Consider the following 23,040-nt stretch of genomic DNA (forward strand, 5'->3'; position numbering starts at 1 on the left):
ACGGCTCCATGCCCCGGGAGCGAAAGCCGCACGTCCACGCCACCAACGACGACCCGGTCGTCACCGCGCTGAGCGAGGTGGTCGGCGGGCCGATGGGTGAGCGTGCGCGACCGCACCGCTGGTGGACGCCGTTGCGGGTGCTTCTCCTGCTGACCGCGTTCACCTGCTGCCTGGGCCTGGTCCAGAAGGCGCCGTGCTCGCTGGTCGACGGCAAGGACCAGAACTGGGTCTACTCCCACATGTGTTACACCGACCTGCGGCCGTTGTACGTGCCGCGGGGACTGGCCGAGCACGCGTGGCCGTACTCCGACGACGAGCAGACCCGCGAGCGCTACGAGGTGATGGAGTACCCCGTCGGCATCGCCTACTGGGCGTGGGGAACGGCGTGGGTGACGCACTGGCTGAACGGTTCGCCGGACGTCGAGCAGCGCTACCAGTCGCCCGTCGACCAGTTGTACGGCGACGACGAGGTCGAGGACGAACAGACCATCTTCCTGCTGGTCAATGCCCTCGGGTTCGCCTTCCTCGCCCTGGCCGCGGTGTGGTTGCTGTCGCGCACCCATGAGCGCCGACCCTGGGACGCCGCGGCGTTCGCCCTCTCACCCGCCCTGCTGCTGACCGGCCTGATCAACTGGGACCTGATCGCGGTCGCGCTGGTGGCCGGTGCGCTGTGGTCGTGGTCGCGCGACCGACCGGTGCTGACCGGCGTCCTGATCGGACTCGGCACGGCGGCGAAGCTCTACCCGCTCTTCCTGCTCGGCGCGATCCTTGTGATCTGCCTGCGCAAGCGCCAGTACTGGACGTTCGCCTCCGTCACCGTGTCCGCCGCCCTGGCCTGGCTGGTCGCAAACGCACCCGGGTTCCTCACCGGGCCGGACCAGTGGAAGGTGTTCTGGAGCTTCAACGCCGAACGCACCGCCGACCTCGGCTCGGTCTGGATGCTGATCGACCAGGCCGGCGACATCGGGTTCAAGGCGCACACGATCAACGTGTGGTCGTGGATCCTCTTCGGCGCCTGGTGCCTCGGGGTGTTCGTGATCGGCATGACCGCATCAAGGTCGTCGAGTGCCCGCGGCGAGGAACGAGTCGCGGGTGTATCGAGACGCCTCGACACCCCGCGCCTCGCTCAACTCGGCTACCTGATCGTGGTCGGCTTCCTGCTGGTCAACAAGGTCTACTCACCGCAGTACGTCCTGTGGCTGCTGCCGCTCGCCGTCCTCGCTCGCCCGCGCTGGCGCGACCAGCTGATCTGGCAGGGCGCGGAGGTCTTCTACTTCTGCACGATCTGGTGGTACCTCGGTGGCTACCTCGCCCCCGCGGGCGGCGGCGACGCCGGGTTCTACTGGGTCGGCATCGCGGTCCGGGTCCTCGGCGAGCTCTACCTCGCGGCGGTGATCGTGCGCGACCTGTATCGCCCCGACCACGACCCGGTGCGCGACCCCGATCCGGTGGTTGAGGTGCGAGCGCCAGCGAGCCTCGAAACCTCCGGGCCCTGACTCCCGACGCAGCCCGCTCGTTCCTCGCGGCCTACTGGCCGGTGACGACGACCCGGTCGAACGCCGTCGCGGTGTAGCGCACCCGCACGTCGACGTCCTCGCCCACTGCGGGCACCCGCGAACCGTGCGGTACGAACAGCATCGACGCCTGCATGTGGGGGGGTTCGGCGAAGAGCCGCTGCTTCCCGTCGATGGAGTACGGCGACCGCACGAAACCGACGGCGTCGAGGCCGCCTCGGGCCAGGGTGGCCGCGCGTGCCTTGATCGTCTGTTCGCCGGTCGGTGCTTCCAGGCCGATGCCGTGCGCAGTTCCGCCGGCAACGACGAGCACGTGGCCGGACTTGGGGGCGGTGCGGCCGCGGTACCCAAACGCGTCGCCGCGCTCGACGGCGTGCACGTCGAGGACGGTCGCGGTCACGCTGAGCGCGGACCGTGCACCCAGCCACAGGCCGGTGCCGATGCGCGGACGGAAGGTGAAGTCGCCGTACTGGCTGCGCAGGGTGCCCAACTCGTTGTCGGTCAGGTGGCTGACCCAGACGGTGGGCCGGTGCGCGGGTGATTTGTCGGGGAGTTCGGCGGCGACGTAGTCGTTCATCAACCGGGTGACCTCGCCGAGGTGGGTGCCCTGGCCGAGCGGAAGGTGCAGGGCGAGGCCTTCGACGCGGGCGCCGGGGTGCTTGCGCAACAGGTCGCCGGCTTCCCAGAGTTCGCGTGCGGCCATGCCGTGGCGGCGCATCGACGTCATCCGTTCGAGGACGACGCGGGCGGTCGGGTCGGCGTGCAGCAGGTCGCGCAGGTCGGTGACCCGGCTGACGGTGTGGATCAGGCGGCGCGCGAGCGCCGGCTCGGGCAGGGCCACCCACGGGCGCCACGGGGTGAGGACCAGCACGTCACCGTGCCAGCGTTGTACGACGTCCGGCAGTTCGTCGTACATCCCGACCGCAAGGGCGTGGACGTCGTGGCCGCGCTCGACCAGCCACTGCGACTTGCGGGCCAGGCGAGCGTTGGTGAAGCCGTAGCCGTTGCCCTTCGTGACCGGCACCAGGCCGGGGTGGGCGGTGGCGACGGACTCGAGGTGCGCGCGCCAGCTCGGCCCGTCGACGGTGAGGGTGAGGCTCATCCGCGCCTCGCCAGGTAGACCTGGAACGCCTTGTAGAGCGCCCGGTTGATCGGCAGGTCCCACTCGCCGGCGTACTCGACGGCCTCGCCACCGGTGCCGACCTTGAACTGGATGAGCCCGACGTGGGAGTCGTTGGTGTCGAGTGTTTCGGTGATGCCGCGCAGGTCGTAGACGGCAGCACCGGCTGCGACGGCGTCCCGGATCATCGCCCACTGGATCGCGTTGGAGCCGCGGACCTCGCGCTTCTCGGTGGAGGAGGCGCCGTAGGAGTACCAGGCGTGCTCGCCGACCCGGATCGCGATCGTCGAGGCCACGAGGTCGCCGTCGTGGCGGGCCAGCCAGAGGGTGAACCGCTCGTCGGGCGTGGCTGCATCGGCGGTCAGGGCGTCGTACATGGTCTCGAAGTAGCGCAGCGGACGCGGGGTGAAGTGGTCGCGCTGTGCGGTGTGGACGTAGAGCTCGTGGAACGCGGCCAGGTCGTCGCGGGTGCCCCGCACCACGTCAACACCTTCCTTGGTGGCCTTCTTGATGTTGCGCCGCCAGAGCTGGTTCATCCCCTTGAGGAGATCGTCCTCGGTGCGCTGGGTGCCGTCCGCGTCCCGGAGCGGGATCTGGAAGACGAACTGCGGCTGCCCGGCGGCGAACCCGCCCTCGACACCCTGGTGGCGCCAGCCCAGCTCGTGGAGCTGGGCGACGACGCGGGCACCGGCGGCGGTGCGCTCGGCCGGCGGGATCTGGCTGAGCAGCCTGACCTCGGGGTCGGCGATGCCGTCCTTGACCTGCGCGGTCGACCAGCGGCGGGTCACCACCGGCGGGCCGATCCGGACGGCGAACGCACCCTGCTTCTTCAGGTGCGCCACCATCGGCGTGAGCCAGTCGCCGAGCTGGTCGGTGGTCCAGTCGAGGACCGGACCCTCGGGCAGGTACGCGAGCGAGCGCTTGAGCTTCGGGAGCTGGCGATAGAGCACCAGGGCGACGCCCTGCTGCTTGCCGGCGTCGTCGAACCAGCCGATCGACTCGCTGCGCCACTCGCTCTTCACCTTCGCCCATCCGGGCGTCTGCAGGAAGCTCGCAGAAGGGAGCGTGGCGAGGTAGTCGCGGTGCTCGGCTGCGCTGATTTGGCGGATGATCGGGCGCACGCTGGGCATGGGGAGCAGGTTATCGGGCGCAGCCGCAGGTTGCCGGACCGGTGGATTTCGGGACGGTCGGGCGGCAACGCTGCCACACTGCGCGATGTGTCGAGGTACGGGCGTGCCGCCCTCTGGTTGATCTGCCTGAGCCCGTTGGTGTGGATTCCCGGTGGGTTCGACCGGTTCGTCTTCGGGAAGGTGCTGGTGGCGACTGCCGGCGTCGGCTGCGCGGCCCTGGCGGCGCGTCGCGGTCGACTGCCCCGCGAGGTGGCGGTCGTCGCAGTGGTCGGACTGGCCTGGTTCGCCGTGGCCTGTCTGCTGTCTCCGACACCGTGGGCGTCGTTCGTCGGTCGGTGGCCTCGGTACGAGGGCGTCCCGGTCCTGTTGGTCTACGCGGGCTGCCTGTGGGCGGGCGCGCGCCTGCTGGGCGGTCGCGGGCACGCCGAGCAGAAGGAGTTGACGACCGCGGTGGCGACGGCGTCGGTCCTGCTGGGGATCGCATCGCTGGGATCGGCGCTCGGGTGGAGCATCGAGGGCTCCAGCGTCGAGGACCGGACGGGGTCGCTCCTCGGCAACGCCACCGACCAGGGCATGGTCGCCATGATGCTCGCCGCGGTGCTCTTCGCGCCGTGGCTGACCCGCCGCACCCCGCTGCTCACGGCCGGCCTGGCCGCGAGTGCCGTCACGCTCGTGCTCTCCGGGTCCCGCGCCTCACTGCTGGCCACGCTCGTCGTGATCGGCGCCACCGTGGTGCTGAAGCGCCGCAGCAACATCCAGCGGGCCCACCTCGTCGCTGCGGGTGCGGCCGTAGTGGTCCTGGCCGGGCTGGTGCTCGCACTGCCCCAGACCCGCGACCGGCTGACGTCGACGCACTCGGTCGACGGCCGTCTGCTGCTGTGGCGCAAGTCGCTGTCGATCGGGTGGGAGCGGTGGTGGTCCGGAGGACCGAGCACGTACGTCGACACCTTCGGCCGGCACAAGGACGCCGAGTGGGTGCGGGTGGTCGGCGTCGACAATCCGCCCGACTCGCCCCACTCCTGGCCGCTCCAGGCCCTGGTCGCGGGCGGTGTCCCGCTCCTGCTCATTGCGCTCGCGGCCGCCGTCCTGGTCGTGCGCGCCGGGTGGTTCGCCCACCGGCGCGATGCCACCGACCCGATCGTGCTCGCGACGCTGGCCGCCACCATCGGCTACGGCGTGGCGCTCCTGCCCAACTTCACCATCGCGGGCTCGACCTGCCTGGCGGCCTTCCTCGCCGGCGTCCTCGTCGCCGAGGAGGCACCAGTCCGCGAACGCGCCGCCCAGCCCCGGCTGGCCGCAACGGCAGCTGTCGCCGGTGTCGTCCTCTTCACCCTGGGCGCCGCGGCGGAACAGGCGGTCGCGGACGGGGTCGAAGCGGTCCTCGACCACGATCTCGAGACGGCCGAGTCGGCCTTCGACCGCGCTCACCACCTGCGCCCCTGGGATCCCGACACGTCGATGCTGGCGGCCCAGACGATGGCGGCGCCGGCGTACGAACGGGTGGGGGACACTCCGGAGCTCACGGAGAGGTACGCACGGCGCAGTCTCGCCCGGACGCCGGACACCTTCCCCGCGGGCCTGGCCCTCGCGGTGGCCCAGCACGGTCAGGGCGACCTGGCTGGTGCGCACGCGACCCTCGACCGCCTGCTGGCGCTCCACCCGAACGAGCCCACCGCCCTCATCGAGCGCGCCCGGGTCCGGTTCGAGCAGACCGACGTCGCCGGGGCGCGTGCGGACCTGCGGCTGGCCCGCAGGCTCAGCCCGAGAGACCCGACTCCTGGCGAGTTGCTGCGCGAGATCGACAGCCGCGTCGGCGCCGGACGCGGCTGAGCGGGCGAGGGTCGGGAGCGTCCGCAGATCCGAGGGTTCGTCCCCATTCCCTCCCGCGCCCGTCGAGCGCGCCAATAGATTCGCCGCGGCCCGCTCGGGGCGGCCAATCCCTGACGCTCCTCAACCACCAAGGACCCGCATGCTGACTCCGCACCGCGGCGATCGCCGATGGCGTTCCGTCGTACTCCTCGTCCTCGCCGGGTTGTTGGCGACGATGGCCCACCTGATCGGCGGGGCGCCCGCGACCGCTGTCGAGACGCGCTCACCCGTCTTCGGTACCGTGCGCCTGTCGACGGGCGACCCTGCCGCCGGCAGTGTCACGGTCTATCGGCTGGACCCCACTCCCGATGCTGGATACGACTTCTACACGGGAGAAAGCATCGAGGGCGGTCAGTTCGACGTCGACCTCGATCCCGGCACCTACAAGTTCCTCTTCCGCTCGTGGGCCGGCAACTCGTCGCGCTGGTATGCCACCGGGTCGGCCACGGGCGCGGACCTCGAGAACGCGACGCCGGTGACTGTCGCGGGGTCGCCGCGCGAGCTCGCGCTGACCACGATCCCCGTCAGGGTGGTCTCGGTCGTCGCCAAGGACGAGCTCGGCAACCCGCTGTCCGATGTCGAAATCGAAGGCTCCTACGCCACGGACCCGGGCGACCCGGGCTACGAGGAACGGTGTGACTGGTGGAACTGGGCCTCCACCGGATCCGACGGCACCGGCGTGTTCATCGCTCCGATGAACTGTGCACTCACCTTCGACGGCCGGGACGACGACGGGACCCACGAGGCGGGTCACGTCACGGTGTCCGCCGGCACCGCACCTGCGAGCGTTGTGATGCAGATGCCGCGGCGCGCGACGATCTCCGGCACGGTGACGGCCGCCGCCGGGGGTGCCCTGGACAGGGTGCTCGTGACGGCCTACGACGAGTTCGGCGAGGCGCGGGCAGAGACCGAGACCGACGACGCCGGAAGCTTCACGCTGCTCGGCCTCCCGGCGGACAGCTACACCCTGCGCTTCGACGACCACCTCGGTGACTTCACCGGGGAGTACTACGACAACGCAGCGGAACTTGCCGGCGCGACCTACTTCCCGGTGGCGGCCAACGCAGACGTGACCGGCAAGAACGCCTCGCTCGCTGCGGCACTGACGTCGACGGCAGACCGGGACCTCACCGGTGTCGTCCACGGCACCGACGGACCGCTGCCGGCCGTTCGGGTCACGGCCTATCGCAACGGCATCGAGAAGGCCAGCACGCTCAGCGGGCGGGACGGCCGCTACGAGTTCGCCAGCCTGACCGCAGGCAGCTACCAACTGCAGTACGAGCGCCTCAGTGGCTGGAGCAGCGAGCTGCCGTACTCGCCGCAGTGGTACCTCAACTCCCGGTCCAGCGGGTCCTCGACGCCGGTCTCGGTGACGCCGGATGCCGCGGGCGCCGATCGTGACGTCACGCTGCAGCAGTGGGGTGCGATCAGCGGGCACCTCACCAACGACGCAGGGACAGCGGTCGAGAACCCGTACTTCGGTGCGCTCGACGTCGACATGTACGACTCCGAACCGCGGGTGATGGACAGCGAGCCGGGCACCTACACGCTGGCGCTCCCACCGGGGAAGCACCACGTCAGCTACGGCGGCGTCACCGACGACGGTGACACGTCGTACATCCAGGAGTTCTGGAAGGACAGCAGCTCGATCATCGGATCGACACCGGTGGTCGTCGTCGGGGGTGTGGTGAAGTCGGGGTTCGACGTCCAGCTCACCACACAACTGCAGAACAAAACGGTGCCGAAGATCACCGGCACCCCCGTGGTGGGCAAGACGCTCAGCGCCTCCACGGGCACCTGGAACCTGATGGCCGACAACCAGTACAAGGTCGAGTGGCTGCGCGGCAGCACTCCGGTCGCGATCGGGACGTTGTACAAGCTGACGGCTGCAGATGCCGGGAAGAAGCTCACCGCTCGGGTCACCGCCACCCACGTTGACCGGAACGGTGACCTGACCGGTACCGCACTCTCCGCGGCGACAGCGACTGTCAAGCGACCGTCGGTGACCAGCTTCACCGGCACGTCGCCCGCGTCGCGGAAGGTCCGCCTGGTCATCGCCGTGACGGGCACGGGTCTCACCAACCCAGGCGGCACGGTGGCGATCAAGCGCGGAACCAGGACGATCAGGTCCGGCGTCGCCGTTGTCAACGGGAGGGTGACGGTCACGCTGACGTCCCAGCCCGCGGGCAGTCAGAGGTACCAGGTCGTCTACAGCGGGACCGCGGTGGTCAGGGCCAGCACGAGCGTCGTTCGGACCATCACCGTCCGCCGCTGATCGCGCACCCACCACACGCCGCTGGCCCCGGGGAGTTCCCCCGGGGCCAGCGGTGGTTCCGAAGGGCGGCGACGTCGTCAGCCGGCGCTGTGTGGGGAAACGCGACTCAGAGCCGCTCCCGCAACCACTTGAAGTCGGTGACGTGTTCCTCGGCACCGCCCGGCGTCTCGCAGACCACCGGGGCACCGGCGTCGCGGACCACCTGCGCGAGCAGGTCGGGGTCGATCCGGCCGGCGCCGAAGTTGGCGTGCCGGTCGGCGCCGGAGTCGAAGTCGTCGCGGCTGTCGTTGGCGTGCACCAGGTCGATCCGGCCGGTGATGGCGAGGATGTCGTCGACGATCGTCTCGAGCCGGTTGCCACCCGCGTGGGCGTGGCAGGTGTCGAGGCAGAAGCCGACCATGTCGGCGCCCTCGGCCGCCCCGATCGCATCCCAGGTGCCCTTGATCCGGTCGAGGTAGCGGGTCATCGCGTTGGTGCCGCCCGCGGTGTTCTCGATCAGCAGGGGGAGCTTGAGGTCGGTGGCCTCGATCGCCTTGCGCCAGTTGTCGAAGCCCTTGGCCGGGTCGTCCTCGTCGGTGACGTGCCCGCCGTGCACGATCAGGCCCTTCGCGCCGATCTCGGCGGCGGCGTCGACGTGCTGCTGCAGCAACTTGCGGCTCGGGATCCGCTGGCGGTTGTTCGTGGTCGCCACGTTGATCAGGTACGGCGCGTGCACGTACAGGTCGACCCCGGCCTCCTCGGCGTCGGCGCGCAACTGCGCCGGCCCGCCGTCGTACTCAAGGACGGGGCCCTTGTAGGACTGCGGATTGCCGAGGAAGAACTGCACCAGCGGGGCGTTGCGGGCGCGGGCCTCGCCGATGGGGTCGGTCTGGTCGACGTGGGCTCCGATGCGCAACTCGCTCATGGCCGCCATCGTAGGCAGCGGCGACGACAGTCGTGCCCGGCGGTGCGGATCGCCGCCGAGGGGCGCACGGGCTAGCGTTCGACGCTGTGAGCACCCTTCATGCAGAGGTCTCGGGCCGAGCGTGGGACTTCGATGGACAGCGCCCCGTGACGATCGGTCGCGACCCCGGCTGCGACATCGTCCTCAGCGGACCGTCCGTTTCCCGCCAACACGCGCAGTTGAGGTACGACGGCTCCGGCTGGTCGCTCGTCGACAGCGGGTCCAGCAGCGGCACCTGGCAGGGCGCCGTGCGCGTCACCGAGGTCCGCGTCAACGGTCGTACGGCGATCCGCTTCGGCTCCAGCGACGGTGAGGAACTGGTGCTCACCCCGGCGGCCCCGGCCCAGCGCCCGGCCGCCCCCGTCGACGTCGCCGGCATCCCGCCGGGCCTCGCCCAGACGGTGCTCCCCGGCGTGGGTCCGCTGGGGCCGAACTACGTCGGCGGCTCCGGCGTGCTCGTGCGTACGGCGACCGGCCCGCTGCGCTTCCCGCCGGGCAGCGTCGTACGGATCGGTCGCGACCCCGCGAACGAAGTCACCGTCGACGACCCGTCGGTCTCCCGGCTGCACGGTGTGATCGAGGGCCGCCCCGACGGCTGGTGGTACGTCGACCGGTCGACCGCCGGGACGTACCTGGAGGAGGACCGGGTCGCCCAGCGCAAGCTCACCGATCCGACGACGCTGATGCTCGGCCACCCCACTGCGGGCGCCGAGGTCGAGGTGATCCCGATCGTGGAGGCCGGCAAGGCCCAGAAGTCGATCGCGAAGAAGAAGCGCAAGCGGACCGCTGCCCTGGTCGGCGGCATCGTCGCTGCGCTGGTTCTCGTCGGCGGAGGCGTCACGGCTGCGGTCCTGCTCGGTGGCGGCGACGAGTCGTCGAACGCGCGTGAACCCGGCGGTTCCGACGACGGGCTGACGACCGCCGAACTCGACCGCGCCAAGCTCGCCAGCGTGTTGATCATCGCCGTCGACGAGAGCGGTGAGCCGATGTACACCGGCTCCGGCACGATCATCAGCGACGACGGCCTGATCCTGACGAACGCGCACGTGGGCAAGCCCAGTGCGCCGGGCCAGCAGCCGCCGGCCGACGACCCGGCTGCGTTGCGGATCGCGCTCACCTCCATGAACGATGACGTGCCCGTCGCGGCGTCGTACACGGCCGAACCGATCGTCGCTGACGGCGTCCTCGACCTCGCGATCCTCAAGATCACCGCTGATGCCGAGGGCAAGGAGATCAAGGGTGACCTCGACCTGCCCGAGCCGGTGGAGCTCGGGAACAGCGACGACTTGCGCACCGGTGACGAGATCACGGCACTCGGCTTCCCCGCGGTCGCGCACGTGGCGTCCGACGACGGCATCGAGAGCGGCCTCACCGTCACGCGCGGAGTCGTGTCGACCTTCCTGACCGAGACCGCGGTCGACAGTCCGCGGGCGTGGATCGACAGCGACATCCGGATCGGGTCCGGCAACTCCGGCGGCGCCTCGATCAACCTCGACGGCGAGCTCGTCGGCATCAACAGTGCGGTCGTGACCGAGGCGTCGGTCGGCGAGTCCGGTGCCGGTGGCGCGTTCACCGGCGGCTCGGCGCGGATCCGGCCCGTCAATCTGACCAAGGAGATCGTCGAGATCGCGAAGAAGGGCGGCGACCCTGACTACGTGTCGCCGTACCTCGACGACGTACCGGAGCCGCCGGCCGACCCGATGGGTCAGGCGAGCGCGGGTGGCGCCGGTTGGTCGCTCGACGGGGAGAGCGAGTGCTCGGAGCCGAGCACGCTGGATGACCCGCAGACGCTGGCGGGCGTGACGCTGCCCGCGACGCTCTTCGCGCACTTCGCGGTGCGGGGGCTCGCCGACGGCACCGAGTTCACGCTCGAGCTGCGCAATCCCGACGGAGACGTGCTCGGATCGTCCGAGGGTGAATGGACGCTCGGGTCCGACCAGGTGTGCGCGACGGTCAGCCTGGACCTGCCCGCAGACCTCGAAGGAGCCAACGCAGTCCTGGTCATCGGCGACGTCGAGATCCAGAACCCGGTGCTGTTCGAGTAGCGACTCTCGTTGCCGGATTGGCTGGATTGGCTCGATTGGGAGGCACGCGTCCTGCGCTGTTAACCTCTCCTGTCCGGTGCCGCAAGGCGCCGTACCCACCGAACCGGGCAGATCCGGATCGGTGTGCAGAGCCCTCCTGCCACGGAAAGTCCGCGGCCGCCAAGTCCAGAGGAGGTGGAGACCGCTTTGCGTAACTATGAAGTCGTGGTCATCCTCGACCCGAGCCTCGATGAGCGTACGGTTCAGCCGTCGCTCGACAAGTACCTCAACGTCATTCGTAATGACGGAGGAACCGTCGACAACGTCGACATCTGGGGCAAGCGCCGTCTTGCCTACGAGATCAAGAAGAATGCCGAAGGCATCTACGCGATCATCAAGCTGACCGCAGAGCCGGCGACCGTCGACGAGTTCGACCGTCAGCTCGGCCTCAACGAGGTCATCCTGCGGACCAAGGTCATTCGACCCACCATCTGAGGATCCCCGTCGCCTGTGGACGACCGCTACTCAATGTCGGCCCCACAGGCAACGATGGGGGCCATCACCCGGGTCTGACCCGGGTTGGCCACTCGAACCCACCCTCACCCAGGAGAGCACCATGGCTGGCGACACCATCATCACCGTAATCGGCAACCTGACCGACGACCCGGAGCTGCGTTTCACGCCCTCCGGCGCCGCGGTTGCCAACTTCACGGTGGCGTCGACCCCTCGCATCTTCAAGCGCGAGAGCAACGCCTGGGAGGACGGGGAAACCCTCTTCCTGCGGTGCTCGATCTGGCGGCAGGCGGCGGAGAACGTCGCCGAGTCCCTCCAGAAGGGCATGAAGGTCATCGCTCAGGGCCGACTCGTCTCCCGCTCTTACGAAACGCGTGAGGGCGAGAAGCGCACGGTCAACGAGCTTCAGGTCGAGGAAATCGGCCCGTCGCTCACGTTCGCCACGGCCAAGGTCACCCGTGCTGCCCGCTCCGGCGGCGGCCAGGGTGCCGGCGGTCAGGGCGGCGGCTACGGCGGTGGCCAGGGTGGCGGCAACCAGGGTGGCGGCCGTCCGGCCGGCAATGACCCGTGGGGCAACGGTGGCGGTGCTTCGGCGCCGTCCGGTGGCAACGCGGGTGGCGGGGCGCCGGCTGGCGACCCGTGGGCCGCACCGGGTGTCTCGGCCGACGAGCCCCCTTTCTAAGCAACAACACATCAACCATTCCGGCCAAGCCGCCTGACCAGGCAGCCGCGGCCGGGCTCTGAGGAGGAGCACCACAATGGCGAAGGCAGTCGTCCGCAAGCCCAAGAAAAAGGTTTGCCAGTTTTGCAAGGAGAAGGCGACCGGTGTCGACTACAAGGACACCGGCCTCCTGAAGAAGTTCATCTCCGACCGCGGCAAGATCCGCGCCCGTCGGGTGACCGGCAACTGCGTCCAGCACCAGCGGGACGTCGCCATCGCGGTGAAGAACGCCCGCGAGGTCGCACTGTTGCCCTACACCTCCGCCGGCCGCTGATCAGCGACGCTGAGAAAAGGAGACTGACATGAAGATCATCCTGACCCAGGAAGTCGACGGCCTCGGTGCCGCTGGCGACGTGGTCGAGGTCAAGGACGGCTACGGCCGTAACTACCTCCTCCCGCGCGGCTTCGGTATTCGTTGGACCCGTGGCGCGCAGGCGCAGGCCGACTCCATCAAGCAGGCCCGGGCCGCTCGCGCGGTTCGTGACGAGGCGCACGCCGCCGAGATCAAGGCCAAGCTCGAGGGCAAGCCGGTCGACGTCAAGGTGAAGGCCGGCCAGGGCGGCCGGCTGTTCGGCGCGGTCACCGCTGCCGACATCGCCGCCGCGCTCGGCGAAGCTGCCGGCGAGGCGATCGACAAGCGCACCATCGTGCTCGGCAACCCGATCAAGGCGCTGGGCAACCACGCCGTGTCGGTGAAGCTGCACGACGACGTGACCGTCGCGGTCGCGCTCAACGTGATCCCTGGCTGATTCGAAGCAAGCACCTTCCGCGTGGCCGGTCCCTCTGGGGCCGGCCACGCGGCGTTTTTCGGGCCGAGCGCGTCTTCGTCGCTGCTGCGGGCAGCAAGCTGCCGACGGCGCCTCCCGCCGCGCTGCCGGCCGGGCCGCTAGTTTTGGGGGACTTCCCCCACCCCAGGAGTTCCTGTGCGCGTACGACGGCTCTGGCCCGCTGCCTTCCTGCTTCTCGTTCCGGTGCTGACCGGCTGCAGTGAGGACGGAGGCATCGACGGATCGGGCTTCTCGACGCCCACGGACACCCCGAGCACCCCGGACGTGTCCGAAACGGCCACGACTCCGACCGAGACGACGACCGCTCCGGCCGAGACCACCTCGGCCGCACCGGCCGGACTGCCGGCGGCGTGCGATGTGGTCACCTCCGATGACGTCGCGAGGGCCTTTGGTGTCTCCTTCGGGTCGGGTGTGGCCGGCGGCGGCTCCCACGGCGAGGGCGCGTTCGTCTGGGAGAGCGACAACTGCTCCTTCGTGGCCACCGACCTGGTTCAGGTGACGGTCGCGGTCAGCGGTCCCGATGACTTCACTGAGGGCGGCTTCGGTTGCCCGCAGCCGAGCGAGAGCTCGGCCATCCTCGAGCCGGCCGATGACGTCGCCGGCGCCACCGATGGCTGGTGGAAGGTCAGCGACGCCCCGCCGTTGGCGGCAACGCTGCGCGCCTGCTCCTCGACGGCACTGGTCGCGGTCGAACTGGAGTACGAGGACGGCGTCGACTACGAGGGTGACCCGCGCAGTCAGTCGATCGCCCTTGCCGAGTTGGTGCTCGCGGCGCTGCAGGGCTGATCGTCAGGTCGCCTCGGCATCCTCGACCTCTGCCTCCGGTTCCGGGCCACCTGCCCAGACGGCCGGGCCGTAGACCAGGCACAGGAGCATGACGAGGAGCACCCCGGCGAGCCCGACGGTGCCGACGCCGTAGAGCCAGTCCCAGTCGGCGCCGTCGTACAACACGGTGGCGACGAGGGCGATCAGGATGCCGGCCTCGGCGACCGTCCACCACCAACCCCCGCGGGCCTTTCCGGCGCTGGCCTGCCGGGTCATGGCGTGGCAGAGCGCGGCCTGGAAGCCGAGTGCGGGCAGTGAGGCTGCCCAGATGACGGCGGCGTCGGCGTCCTCGAGCCAGGCGCGGGCGTCCGCGGCGCTGAGCACGATGGAGAGCACGAAGGCGAGGACGACGAGGTACCAGAGCGTCAGGCGCAGCGGGATCTCCGGCCGCGCCCGCGCGAGCTTGATCCAGCCGATCAGGACGAAGGCGTTGCCGAGCACTTCGGAGTAGTCGTAGCGGTCGGGAGGCGCCTTGGTGAAGACAACGAGCGCGAGCCCGGCGGCGATCCAGTAGAGCGGCTTCATCGCACTCCGGCGCCGGTGATCAGCCAGCGGTCGCCCGCGGCGCGGTGCAGCAGGGTGGCGAGGCGGCCGCCCATGAAGAGCGCACCGAACACCACCCACAGCCAGGGCAGCCCGGCCCCCAGTCCACTCGTCAGCAGCACGACGGGAGCGTAGCCGCAGAGCACGATGAGTCCGGCGACCGCCAGATAGCGGCCGTCGCCGGCGCCGATCAGGACCCCGTCGAGGACGAACACGACGCCCGCGATCGGTTGCGCTGCGGCGGCCACGAGCAACACAGGGACGAGCGCGTCGCGCACCCCCTGGTCGGGGGTGAACAGCGCTCCGAGCCAGGGGCTCGAGGCGGCGAGGAGGACGCCGGTGACCACGCCGCTCACGACGCCCCAGCCCACCATGCGGTTCGTCACCGCGCGGGCGGCAGCCACGTCGCCCGCGCCCAGGTGGCGGCCGGTGATGGCTTGCGCTGCGATGGCGATGGCGTCGAGCACGAACGCGAGGAAGCCCCACAGGGTCAGGGCCAACTGGTGGGTGGCGATGGGGACCGCGTCGTCGCCGGCCGAGCCGGCCGCCAGCACCACGGCGTAGGTGGTGACGAGCAGCGAGGCGCGCAGGGTCAGGGTCCGCACCAGCAGGGGTACGCCGGCCCGGGCTGCCGCGCGGACCCCGGGCAGGTCGGGGCGCAAGTCGGCGTCCTCCCGTCGCGCGGCACGGACCACGACGAGCACCAGCGCCACGGCCATGCCGACCTGGGCGATCACCGACCCGAGTGCCGAACCGGCGATCTCCAGGCGCGGGACCGGGCCGGCGCCGTACACGAGGAGGATGTTGAGGGCGATGTTGGCGAGGTTGCCGACGATGGCGACGACCAGCGGGGTCCGGGTGTCCTGCAGGCCGCGGAGCACCCCGGTCGTGGCGAGCACGAGGAGCAGCGGTGTGATGCCGCCTGCGGCGATCCGGAGGTACGTCGTCGCGGGGTCGTTGACGGCGTCGGACGCGCCGAACAGGCCGACGAGCGGACCGGCCAGCAAGGTGGTCGCGAGCGTGACCGGGATGCCGATGGCGACGGCGAGCCAGAGACCGTCGATGCCCTGGGCGAGCGCCGCGCGCCGGTGTCCGGCACCGAGTTGGCGCGCGACGCTGGCGGTCGTGCCGTACGCGAGGAACACGCAGAGTCCGACGATGGTGGCCAGCACCGTTCCGGCGATGCCGAGGCCGGCGAGTTCGCGGGTGCCGAGGTGTCCGACGACGGCGGCGTCGCCGAGCAGGAAGAGTGGCTCGGCCACCAGGGCCAGGAATGCGGGGACCGCCAGGCGGGCGATTTCCCGGTCGAGCAGGCGGTGTTCGGGACGCCGGACGAGGCGGTTCACGGGCGCGCTGCCGCGACCGGTGGATAACTTGGGCGCACTTGTGGATAGGCGCTCGTGGTTCCGGTGGGACGGAGGTGCGCCAAGGGGGACCCCCGGTGACGCCTGTATGTCGGCAACGTGAACAGGATCACACCGAACTTTTTCTTCATCCACAGGCTTGGGAGAACGTTTGCGCAGGTCAGCGGCCACTTTGCCCTCTGCATGCCCTCTCCCTCCACAGGTTCCTCCCCAGCCCGTGCACACCATCCACGCGTGTCGTCCACGGGCGGTCGCAGGTTATCCCCAGCCCCTGTGTACGGGCCGCTTTCGCGCGACGGCTACTGACCCGTAGGTTGCCAGTCCGGGTGCACGACGCCCCTCCCGGGGTAGGGCGCGTGGCTCCCCCTTTGTGTCGGGGCCAGTCCGTACCGTGTTGGCTAGTTCGCTCGATCAAACTGCAGGGCAACGACAGAGGGAGAGGGCACCGTGAGTCTCACGGACGACGCGCCGTCGTGGACCTCCGAGCCACCCGCGGAATGGGGTGACGGCCCCGCTGCGTACGCGCCCGGTGACGCCCCCCAGCAGTCCGCCGGCGGCCGCGTGCCGCCGCAGGACATGGCTGCCGAGCAGTCCGTGCTCGGCGCGATGCTCATCTCCAAGGACGCCATCGCCGACGTCGTCGAGGTCCTCCGCGGCCCCGACTACTACCGCCCGGCGCACGAGTCGATCCACGAGACGATCCTCGACCTCTACAGCCGCGGCGAACCGGCCGACATGGTCACCGTCGCCGGCGAACTGCAACGGCGAGGTGAGCTCCAGAAGGTGGGCGGGGCGCCGTACCTCCACACCCTGGCCGCCAACGTCCCGATCGCCGCCAACGCCGGCTTCTACGCCGAGATCGTGCGCGAGAAGTCGATCCTGCGCCGCCTGGTCAACGCGGGCACCAAGATCGTCCAGATCAGCTACGCCGGCGAGGGCGACGTCGACAGCATCGTCAACGAGGCCCAGGCCGAGGTCTACCAGGTCACCGACCGCCGCAAGGCCGAGGACTACGCGCCGCTCGGCGACATCATGGACGGCGTCCTCGACGAGATCGAGGCGATCGAGAACCGTGAGTCCGGCATCTACGGCGTCCCGACCGGCTTCGCCGACCTCGACGACCTGACCAACGGCCTGCACGCCGGCCAGATGATCGTTGTCGCCGCTCGACCGGCCATGGGCAAATCAACGCTGGCTCTCGATTTTTGCCGGGCGGCCTCGATCCACAACAACATGACCAGCGCGTTCTTCAGCCTCGAGATGACGCGCGCCGAGATCGTGATGCGACTCCTCTCGGCCGAAGCCCGCATCCCGCTGAACCACATCCGCAACGGCAAGATGGGCACCGAGGAGTGGGACCGCCTGGCCCGTCACGTCGCCAAGATCTCAGCGGCGCCGATGTTCATCGACGACTCCCCGAACATGACGATGACCGAGATCCGCGCCAAGGCGCGGCGGCTCAAGCAGAAGCACGACCTCCGCATCCTGGTCATCGACTACCTGCAACTGATGAGCTCCGGCAAGAAGGTCGAGTCCCGTCAGCTCGAGGTCTCCGAGTTCTCGCGGCAGATGAAGCTGCTGGCCAAGGAGCTCGAGGTCCCGATCATCGCGCTCTCGCAGCTGAACCGTGGTCCCGAGCAGCGCGCTGACAAGAAGCCGATGATGAGCGACCTTCGTGAGTCCGGCTGCCTGACTTCGGACACCCGGCTGATGCGCGCCGACACCAACGCCGAGATCAGCCTCGGTGAGCTGATGGAGACCGGCGCGACCGACGTCCCCGTATGGGCGCTCGACGACCGGCTCAAGCTGGTGCCGCGGACTCTGACCCACGCGTTTCCGAGCGGCACGAAGCAGGTCTTCGAGGTGACCCTGGCCTCCGGTCGACGAGTGCAGGCCACAGGCAACCACCCGTTCCTGACCTACAACGGCTGGATGCCGCTGGCTGAGTTGCCCGAAGGCAGCCGCGTTGGCGTGATCCGGCACGTGCCGCCTCCGCTGGAGATCACGCCGAGGGACGCCGACGAAGTGGTCGTGCTGGCGCACATGCTGGGAGACGGATCCTTCGTCAAGCGGCAGCCGATCCGCTACGCGAGCCAGGATGAAGCGAACCTCACCGCTGTGGCCGAGGCCGCGAGCCGCCGATTCGGGATCACGGCGATCCGCGACGAGTACGCCGCCGCGCGCGTGACCACACTTCGTCTTCCGGCGCCGTACCGGCTCGCCCGTGGGCGACGGAACCCGATCGCCGCCTGGCTCGACGAGGACGGCCTGTTCGGGCTTCGCAGCCACGAGAAGTTCGTGCCGGACTGGGTGTTCTCATTGCCGAAGGAACAGGTCGGTCTGTTCATCCGGCACCTCTGGGCCACCGACGGATGCGTCCACTGGGACGAGAAGCGTCGTCTCGGGCGGCTTTTCTACGCGTCGACCAGCCGTCGACTCGTCGACGACCTTGCTCGCCTGCTCGGCCGCTACAACGTGTTCACCCGGGTCAAGCGGGTGCGCAAGGAGGGCTACCGCGACGGTTTCCATCTCCACATCTACGGCGTCGCGAACCAGCTGCGGTTCATCGACGAGATCGGCGTCCACGGCGCCCGTGGCGTGACGGCTACTCGCATCGGCGAACTGATTCGCGAGGTGCAGCCCAACACCAACACCGACACGATCCCGGTGGAGGTGTGGGACGACGTGCGGTCGATCCTCAGCGACCAGGGCATCACCCACCGCGACTTCGCGGCCGCGATGGAGACCCAGTTCTCCGGCTCCACCATGTGGAAGCACTCGCCGAGCCGGGAGCGCCTGGCCAAGGTCGCGACAGTGCTGGACTCTGCGGACCTCGAGGTCCTGGCCACCAATGACGTCTACTGGGACTCGATCAAGTCGATCGAGGCCGTCGGTGAGAAGCCGGTGTACGACGCCACCGTGCTGGGCGTCCACAACTTCGTCGCCGAAGGCATCGCCCTCCACAACAGCATTGAACAAGATGCGGACATGGTGATCCTGCTGCACCGCGAGGACGTCTACGAGAAGGAGTCGACCCGCCCCGGCGAGGCCGACCTGATCGTTGCCAAGCACCGTAACGGCGCCACTCGCGATGTCACCGTGGCCTTCCAGGGTCACTACAGCCGCTTCGTCGACATGGCGCACTGACCCGTGCTGCGAGTGGCGCTACTTTGCGCAGTTCGCAGTTGAATCACCACTTCACGCAGTCTTTGGTGGTTGATGCAGCCATTCTCCGCAACCGAGAACAGCTGTTGGCTGGTGAGCACGGTACGAAAGTGTCAGCGGCGACGACACAAGTTCGTTGGTGGAATCTGAATACGCGTACAGGACAGCAGCAGACGTCGGCGACGGGGAGCGATCGTGACCGCATGTGGCGTTGAGCAGTCCGTGGCGTGGGACGACTCGACCAGCGCGTGGCTGAGGCAGCTCCGTTTAGGCGGAAGGCCTTAGCCAGGACAGTACGGCGGCATTCGCGCGCTCGAACTCTTGGTCGCCGGTGATGAGGCTCAGTGCCTTCGTGAGGCCGGTGTAGACGCCCCCGGACATCAGGGCGTTCGACTTGGTCATCTGGTAATCGCTGCTGTTTGGGTGCGCGTCGGTTTCTCGGAAGGAGGCGAAGGCGCGCTGGGCGTTCGCCTCAGCCTCGGCGACCTCGATGCGCAGCTGCTGCTCGAACTCAGTGATATCGATCATGGCTTCTCCATACTTTCATCGCTCGATGTGGATCTGGTGGCTTTGACGGTGGCGCTGCATGCCGCCTATTTGGTGTGGACCCGAAGATGGGCGCAGTTCGTTTGGGTCTCGTCGCTTGGCTTGGTTTGGAGCCGGTGGGACTATTGCTTGAGGCTGTACACGCGGTCGCGGACGAGGAGCGGCTTGTCCACGGGACCGCAGATGGTTGGGTGAATCCAGATGGCTCGCTTCACCCAATCATCGTTTTCTTTGTATGGCTGCTGTCGCCAGTGTCCGCGACGAATCCACCGATGGGTCCACTCCACGTCTCGGACTCCGGCGCCGGGGTAGGTCTTGCGTCGCAGGGCGATGACCGACACCTTCCGTGCTTCTTGGTTGCGACGCTGCAACTGTCGCCGAACTTGTCGGGTGGGTTCCTCGTGGTCGACGGTGACGATGGACTGCTGCATGAGCCTCCACATTGCGACCAGCCACCGTGTGACGGGGTCGGGGTGGAACCCGAAGTCGAGGTCGGGTACATCGTCCTCGTGTGCTTGCGAGCCGTCCTGTCGGAGAATGTGGAGGCGCACAGACCCGTCGGGTTCCTCGCGCTGCTCCGCATGGATGTTCGTCGGCAGCGCTGAAGCGAAGGTCTGTTTCTTTGGTAGCGGCTTTCCGATGCTGGCAGCAAGGAGTGCGGACGGCATGAATCGAGGCAGGCTCGCGGGGATGGTCACGCCCTGCTCGTTGTTGTAGTAGTCGTTGGGGTCGTACTTATCGGTCAGCATCAGCATGTTGACCTGTCCGCCGGAGGTCATCCAGAGAACAGCGTTGATGACGATGAGCCGTCCGAACGTATCGACCTGACCCACACCGCCGGGGATGAGAACGAATCCGTGTGAGGACGGCAAGTCTTCGGCGAGGAGTTCCTCAGTTGGTAGTGACCCGGCAGCGGCTGTCACGACGTCACGCATCTGCGGGTCGACGTAGAAGGTCTCGGCCATCTCGGTGGCTCGCTGCCATCGCTCCATTAAGACGTCGGGTGGCCCGATGTTCGTGGGCGCTGCGTCCTCGATGAATGCCTGCGCCATGCCTTCAAGATGAGGGCGGCCTGGACCGGGTCGGAACGCCTCGCGGAACTCGGTGTGCGCCAGCAGCGCGTCGACGGCTGCCATGCGCTAGGTCCCTGCAGCGCAGGGGGACGCGGCCCAGGAGCGCTCGTTGCGAGAGACACCTGGAACGCTGCCTAGTAACCAGATGGGGGCGTCAACAAGCCTGTGAGGAGGGGGCATGGTCAGTAGCCGGAAGCTTGGCCCACGGGCGCGTAGCCCCATCCGACGTGCTCGTAGATGGTCGTTGTCGGCAGCAGGTTCCACTCGTGCCCCAGCATCAGAGCGATGCCGGCGGGTGCCGCGATGAACAGATGGATGTGTCGGGTATCGGATTCGCGGACTGTCTCGCGTACGGCGTTCCGCGCCTGTCCGACCCAGTTGACAGCCCACGCTGGACCCGGAACGGTACTGCCGACCGCGCCTTCAGGCACCGACAAGGTCGTGATCTGCTTGATGGGTATCCCTGCCTGTTCGACGTGTTTCCGGACGTCGTCCGTGGCCGGTGTTGCGAGTTCAATGACCACCGCGAGGTCTGGCCCGAGGTCCAGTTCGGTGTGCCTGACGTCGAGGTTCGCGTCAGTTGGCTGTGCGTTCGTTGTCCATTCGGTGCCGTTCTGGTCGACTGACAGAACCCAGCCCGCAACCTTGGGGAACGTGCGTCCGACGGCAAAGTGCATGGGTAGACGCATGGCGGCAACGATGCGCAGATGACGGCAGTCGAATGCCGACAGTTCGGCCTTGGCGTCGGACAACAGGGTTTGCACTCGCAGGTCCCAGTCTGCGGGATCGGCAAGTTGTCGACGCGAGAATGGATCGTCACCCTCGTAGAGGTCGACTATGTCAATGCTGGCGTTCGGCCGATGTGTGGTCTTCACGTGGTCGATGGCATTCACGGTCAGCAGGAGTTGTCCGCCGCGCGCGACGAGGCCCAGGTCGGTCATTTCGGAGAGAATCTCGGACCTCGTGCGTTCCCGCACGCCGGTCTTGACCCAGTTCCTCACCATGGCTTGTGCTTGGCTGACCGCAGCCGCGTCACCGCGCAGACCCGCAAGCTTCATGACAGTTCCGCACCGTTCGGCCCAGGACGTTGGCGCTTCACTGTTGCGGAAGCGGACACAGGCGACGAACTCGCGGACTTCCTCGACGGGTGCCTTCAGGTGCTCTGCCCATTCGGCCAGCTGCATCCTCGCCTTCGCCTTTGTTCCGAGTTCTTCGAGGGCGGCCAGGGAGACGCGACCAGAGTCCTTGTCGATCATCGAGAGCAAGGGATCGGAGTGGTCGAAGTTCTTGTTCGACAGCAGTTCCAACTCGTAGGGTGCGCCTCCAGTCGAAAGTGTCCGCCATGTCTCGTGGAATTGCTTGAGTGGGCTCTTTCCGCGCGGGGTTCGGGTTGTTGTGAGCCATCGGCTGTCGATGACGACGTTGTTGTAAACACCGGCTTTCACTTGGATCCATCGCGTCGGCCGTCCAGATTCCACGGTGGGACGAACGACGATGTCATCGAACGCGCCACCGGCGGCGTCTTCGATGTGAACCGACTCAAGCTCGGGGTCAGTGAGGACCTGCAGCGCTTCGTAGAGCCCGATGATGTGTTGGTAGTCGTCACCCCGCAATACGGCGGCGCGGGGACGGAGCGCGGTCACGATGCGGCGGCGTCGTTGAACTCGGGCGTGGGGTCCATGTCGGATGCCACGTTGAGGATCAGATCGGCGCTCAGCGCCTGATCGGGGTATGCCGCCAGGATCGCGGTTGGAACGAGGCGCTGGGTGAGGTCGGAGAAGGTGAAACCGGGACGCTTGGCGCCTTGGGGGCCGGTCGCCAACACGAGCTTGTCGAGGGACTCTGGGGAAATCCCGTACCCCTCCAGAGCGTCGGACAGCACCTGCTTCCGCTGGGCGTCGTTTGGTCGACGAAACGAGAAGACCGCGGCTGCGCGTCGTCGGACTGCCGGATCGAGCGCCGCAAGCCGGTTGGTGCACATCACGACGAGCAGCGGGAGGCCGGTGCCAGCGAAGTCGTCGATGCCCTGCAGGAAGGCGTCAACCCCGGCTCGGTCCTCGTGGTGCATCTGCGTGGCCTCGCGCGATTGGACCAACGCGTCCGCCTCGTCTACGACGAGGACGGTGATCCCGAGGAGCCGGCCGTCGGCCGAGCGGCCCATCTTGGCCTCGCTCGTGACCTCGTTGAATGCCTTGCCGATGAGGTTGGTCATCTCGCCGACATGTCCCTCGCCGCGCGTGGTCAACTTCAACCGGTAAAGAGTCACGTCGACCCCGAGTTGCTCGGCGAGGTCACATCCGAAACTCTCGGCGAGCGCGGACTTGCCCGACCCGACATCGCCCGCGAAGAGCAAGAGCGGAGCGCGGTCCTTCAGCAGGGTGAGCGCGACGTTGCCGCTGAAGTTGAGGTTGTGGTGCTGCTGTGCCCAGGCGTCAATCTTGCTGGGATCGGCAAGGACCGCGGCTTCCTTTCGGAGGCGCGACTTGTGGTCGTCCAGTCCCACGAGTCGCTTGTAGCGGGCGCTTCGGACTGGCTCCGGCAATGTGATGACTTCATGGAAGAGGTCGCTGGTGCCCATGTGACTGTTCCTTAGGTTCGTGGCGGTCTATCGCTCGCGTGCCTGTGAG

Annotated in this window: 19 protein-coding genes; 10 read left to right on the forward strand and 9 right to left on the reverse strand. The window is 68.5% G+C overall.

Going from position 1 to position 23,040, the window contains the following annotated elements; all coding sequences use genetic code 11:
• The first annotated feature begins 8 nt into the window (after positions 1–8).
• Complete coding sequence (locus HRC28_RS02540) at positions 9–1,496, forward strand: glycosyltransferase 87 family protein (RefSeq protein WP_182378630.1); 1,488 nt, start codon at positions 9–11, stop codon at positions 1,494–1,496.
• A gap of 31 nt (positions 1,497–1,527) precedes the next feature.
• Here the strand turns inward: HRC28_RS02540 and HRC28_RS02545 are convergent, their stop codons facing one another.
• Both HRC28_RS02545 and HRC28_RS02550 read right to left on the reverse strand, forming a co-directional pair.
• Entirely contained in the window at positions 1,528–2,616 is a 1,089-nt protein-coding gene (locus HRC28_RS02545; RefSeq protein WP_182378631.1) for an alanine racemase, read from the reverse strand.
• Entirely contained in the window at positions 2,613–3,764 is a 1,152-nt protein-coding gene (locus tag HRC28_RS02550; RefSeq protein ID WP_272902660.1) for a peptidoglycan bridge formation glycyltransferase FemA/FemB family protein, read from the reverse strand. Before HRC28_RS02550 ends, HRC28_RS02545 begins: the two co-directional genes overlap by 4 nt.
• A gap of 87 nt (positions 3,765–3,851) precedes the next feature.
• Between HRC28_RS02550 and HRC28_RS02555 the strand changes: the two genes are divergently transcribed.
• Positions 3,852–5,594, forward strand: coding sequence for an O-antigen ligase family protein (locus tag HRC28_RS02555; RefSeq protein ID WP_182378632.1), 1,743 nt, complete (start codon positions 3,852–3,854; stop codon positions 5,592–5,594).
• A gap of 139 nt (positions 5,595–5,733) precedes the next feature.
• Positions 5,734–7,908 (forward strand): carboxypeptidase regulatory-like domain-containing protein, encoded by a 2,175-nt coding sequence (locus HRC28_RS02560; protein WP_182378633.1) that lies wholly within the window; start codon positions 5,734–5,736, stop codon positions 7,906–7,908.
• 106 nt (positions 7,909–8,014) lie between these two features.
• Here HRC28_RS02560 and HRC28_RS02565 read toward each other — a convergent pair whose 3' ends face one another.
• Positions 8,015–8,812: a deoxyribonuclease IV gene (locus HRC28_RS02565; RefSeq protein ID WP_202033202.1), complete on the reverse strand. Its 798-nt coding sequence runs from the start codon at positions 8,810–8,812 to the stop codon at positions 8,015–8,017.
• Between the two features lie 86 nt (positions 8,813–8,898).
• Between HRC28_RS02565 and HRC28_RS02570 the strand changes: the two genes are divergently transcribed.
• The 6 genes from HRC28_RS02570 to HRC28_RS02595 all read left to right on the forward strand — a co-directional run bounded on the left by HRC28_RS02570 (position 8,899) and on the right by HRC28_RS02595 (position 13,683).
• Positions 8,899–10,896, forward strand: a complete 1,998-nt coding sequence (locus HRC28_RS02570; protein WP_182378635.1) for an FHA domain-containing protein — start codon at positions 8,899–8,901, stop codon at positions 10,894–10,896.
• A gap of 186 nt (positions 10,897–11,082) precedes the next feature.
• A complete protein-coding gene (rpsF, locus tag HRC28_RS02575) occupies positions 11,083–11,370 on the forward strand; it encodes a 30S ribosomal protein S6 (protein WP_056710976.1) in 288 nt (95 codons plus the stop codon).
• A gap of 121 nt (positions 11,371–11,491) precedes the next feature.
• Entirely contained in the window at positions 11,492–12,070 is a 579-nt protein-coding gene (locus HRC28_RS02580) for a single-stranded DNA-binding protein (protein WP_182378636.1), read from the forward strand.
• Positions 12,071–12,146: 76 nt separating this feature from the next.
• Entirely contained in the window at positions 12,147–12,383 is a 237-nt protein-coding gene (gene rpsR, locus HRC28_RS02585; protein WP_182378637.1) for a 30S ribosomal protein S18, read from the forward strand.
• Positions 12,384–12,411: 28 nt separating this feature from the next.
• The gene (gene rplI, locus HRC28_RS02590; protein WP_182378638.1) at positions 12,412–12,858 is read left to right on the forward strand and encodes a 50S ribosomal protein L9; all 447 of its coding nucleotides are present in this window, start codon (positions 12,412–12,414) and stop codon (positions 12,856–12,858) included.
• 174 nt (positions 12,859–13,032) lie between these two features.
• Positions 13,033–13,683: a hypothetical protein gene (locus tag HRC28_RS02595; protein WP_182378639.1), complete on the forward strand. Its 651-nt coding sequence runs from the start codon at positions 13,033–13,035 to the stop codon at positions 13,681–13,683.
• A gap of 3 nt (positions 13,684–13,686) precedes the next feature.
• Here the strand turns inward: HRC28_RS02595 and HRC28_RS02600 are convergent, their stop codons facing one another.
• Together HRC28_RS02600 and HRC28_RS02605 are read right to left on the reverse strand one after the other, a co-directional pair.
• Positions 13,687–14,247 carry a hypothetical protein gene (locus HRC28_RS02600; RefSeq protein ID WP_182378640.1) on the reverse strand — a complete coding sequence of 187 codons (561 nt, stop codon included), beginning with the start codon at positions 14,245–14,247 and terminating at the stop codon, positions 13,687–13,689.
• Positions 14,244–15,611, reverse strand: coding sequence for an MATE family efflux transporter (locus HRC28_RS02605; RefSeq protein ID WP_237111672.1), 1,368 nt, complete (start codon positions 15,609–15,611; stop codon positions 14,244–14,246). Before HRC28_RS02605 ends, HRC28_RS02600 begins: the two co-directional genes overlap by 4 nt.
• A 594-nt stretch (positions 15,612–16,205) precedes the next feature.
• Here HRC28_RS02605 and HRC28_RS02610 point away from each other — a divergent pair.
• Entirely contained in the window at positions 16,206–18,776 is a 2,571-nt protein-coding gene (locus HRC28_RS02610; protein ID WP_202033346.1) for a replicative DNA helicase, read from the forward strand.
• A gap of 285 nt (positions 18,777–19,061) precedes the next feature.
• On the opposite strand, the gene HRC28_RS02615 is transcribed toward HRC28_RS02610, so the two are convergent.
• The 4 genes from HRC28_RS02615 to HRC28_RS02630 all read right to left on the reverse strand — a co-directional run bounded on the left by HRC28_RS02615 (position 19,062) and on the right by HRC28_RS02630 (position 22,991).
• A complete protein-coding gene (locus HRC28_RS02615; RefSeq protein WP_182378643.1) occupies positions 19,062–19,322 on the reverse strand; it encodes a hypothetical protein in 261 nt (86 codons plus the stop codon).
• 140 nt (positions 19,323–19,462) lie between these two features.
• Positions 19,463–20,476 carry a hypothetical protein gene (locus tag HRC28_RS02620; protein WP_182378644.1) on the reverse strand — a complete coding sequence of 338 codons (1,014 nt, stop codon included), beginning with the start codon at positions 20,474–20,476 and terminating at the stop codon, positions 19,463–19,465.
• Between the two features lie 119 nt (positions 20,477–20,595).
• On the reverse strand, positions 20,596–22,056 hold the full coding sequence (locus HRC28_RS02625; protein ID WP_182378645.1) for an SAVED domain-containing protein: 1,461 nt from the start codon (positions 22,054–22,056) through the stop codon (positions 20,596–20,598).
• Positions 22,053–22,991, reverse strand: a complete 939-nt coding sequence (locus HRC28_RS02630) for an ATP-binding protein (RefSeq protein ID WP_182378646.1) — start codon at positions 22,989–22,991, stop codon at positions 22,053–22,055. Before HRC28_RS02630 ends, HRC28_RS02625 begins: the two co-directional genes overlap by 4 nt.
• Positions 22,992–23,040 lie beyond the last annotated feature (49 nt).

It is taken from the genome of Nocardioides sp. WS12, assembly GCF_014108865.1.
Taxonomy (GTDB): Bacteria; Actinomycetota; Actinomycetes; order Propionibacteriales; family Nocardioidaceae; genus Nocardioides.

Excerpts from the sequence above, each read along its gene's own strand:
- HRC28_RS02540 (WP_182378630.1), top strand. The coding sequence starts at position 9 with ATGCCCCGGGAGCGAAAGCCGCACGTCCACGCCACCAACGACGACCCG.
- HRC28_RS02545 (WP_182378631.1), bottom strand. The coding sequence starts at position 2,616 with ATGAGCCTCACCCTCACCGTCGACGGGCCGAGCTGGCGCGCGCACCTC.
- HRC28_RS02550 (WP_272902660.1), bottom strand. The coding sequence starts at position 3,764 with ATGCCCAGCGTGCGCCCGATCATCCGCCAAATCAGCGCAGCCGAGCAC.
- HRC28_RS02560 (WP_182378633.1), top strand. The coding sequence starts at position 5,734 with ATGCTGACTCCGCACCGCGGCGATCGCCGATGGCGTTCCGTCGTACTC.
- HRC28_RS02565 (WP_202033202.1), bottom strand. The coding sequence starts at position 8,812 with ATGAGCGAGTTGCGCATCGGAGCCCACGTCGACCAGACCGACCCCATC.
- HRC28_RS02580 (WP_182378636.1), top strand. The coding sequence starts at position 11,492 with ATGGCTGGCGACACCATCATCACCGTAATCGGCAACCTGACCGACGAC.
- rpsR (WP_182378637.1), top strand. The coding sequence starts at position 12,147 with ATGGCGAAGGCAGTCGTCCGCAAGCCCAAGAAAAAGGTTTGCCAGTTT.
- rplI (WP_182378638.1), top strand. The coding sequence starts at position 12,412 with ATGAAGATCATCCTGACCCAGGAAGTCGACGGCCTCGGTGCCGCTGGC.
- HRC28_RS02600 (WP_182378640.1), bottom strand. The coding sequence starts at position 14,247 with ATGAAGCCGCTCTACTGGATCGCCGCCGGGCTCGCGCTCGTTGTCTTC.
- HRC28_RS02610 (WP_202033346.1), top strand. The coding sequence starts at position 16,206 with ATGGCTGCCGAGCAGTCCGTGCTCGGCGCGATGCTCATCTCCAAGGAC.
- HRC28_RS02615 (WP_182378643.1), bottom strand. The coding sequence starts at position 19,322 with ATGATCGATATCACTGAGTTCGAGCAGCAGCTGCGCATCGAGGTCGCC.
- HRC28_RS02620 (WP_182378644.1), bottom strand. The coding sequence starts at position 20,476 with ATGGCAGCCGTCGACGCGCTGCTGGCGCACACCGAGTTCCGCGAGGCG.
- HRC28_RS02630 (WP_182378646.1), bottom strand. The coding sequence starts at position 22,991 with ATGGGCACCAGCGACCTCTTCCATGAAGTCATCACATTGCCGGAGCCA.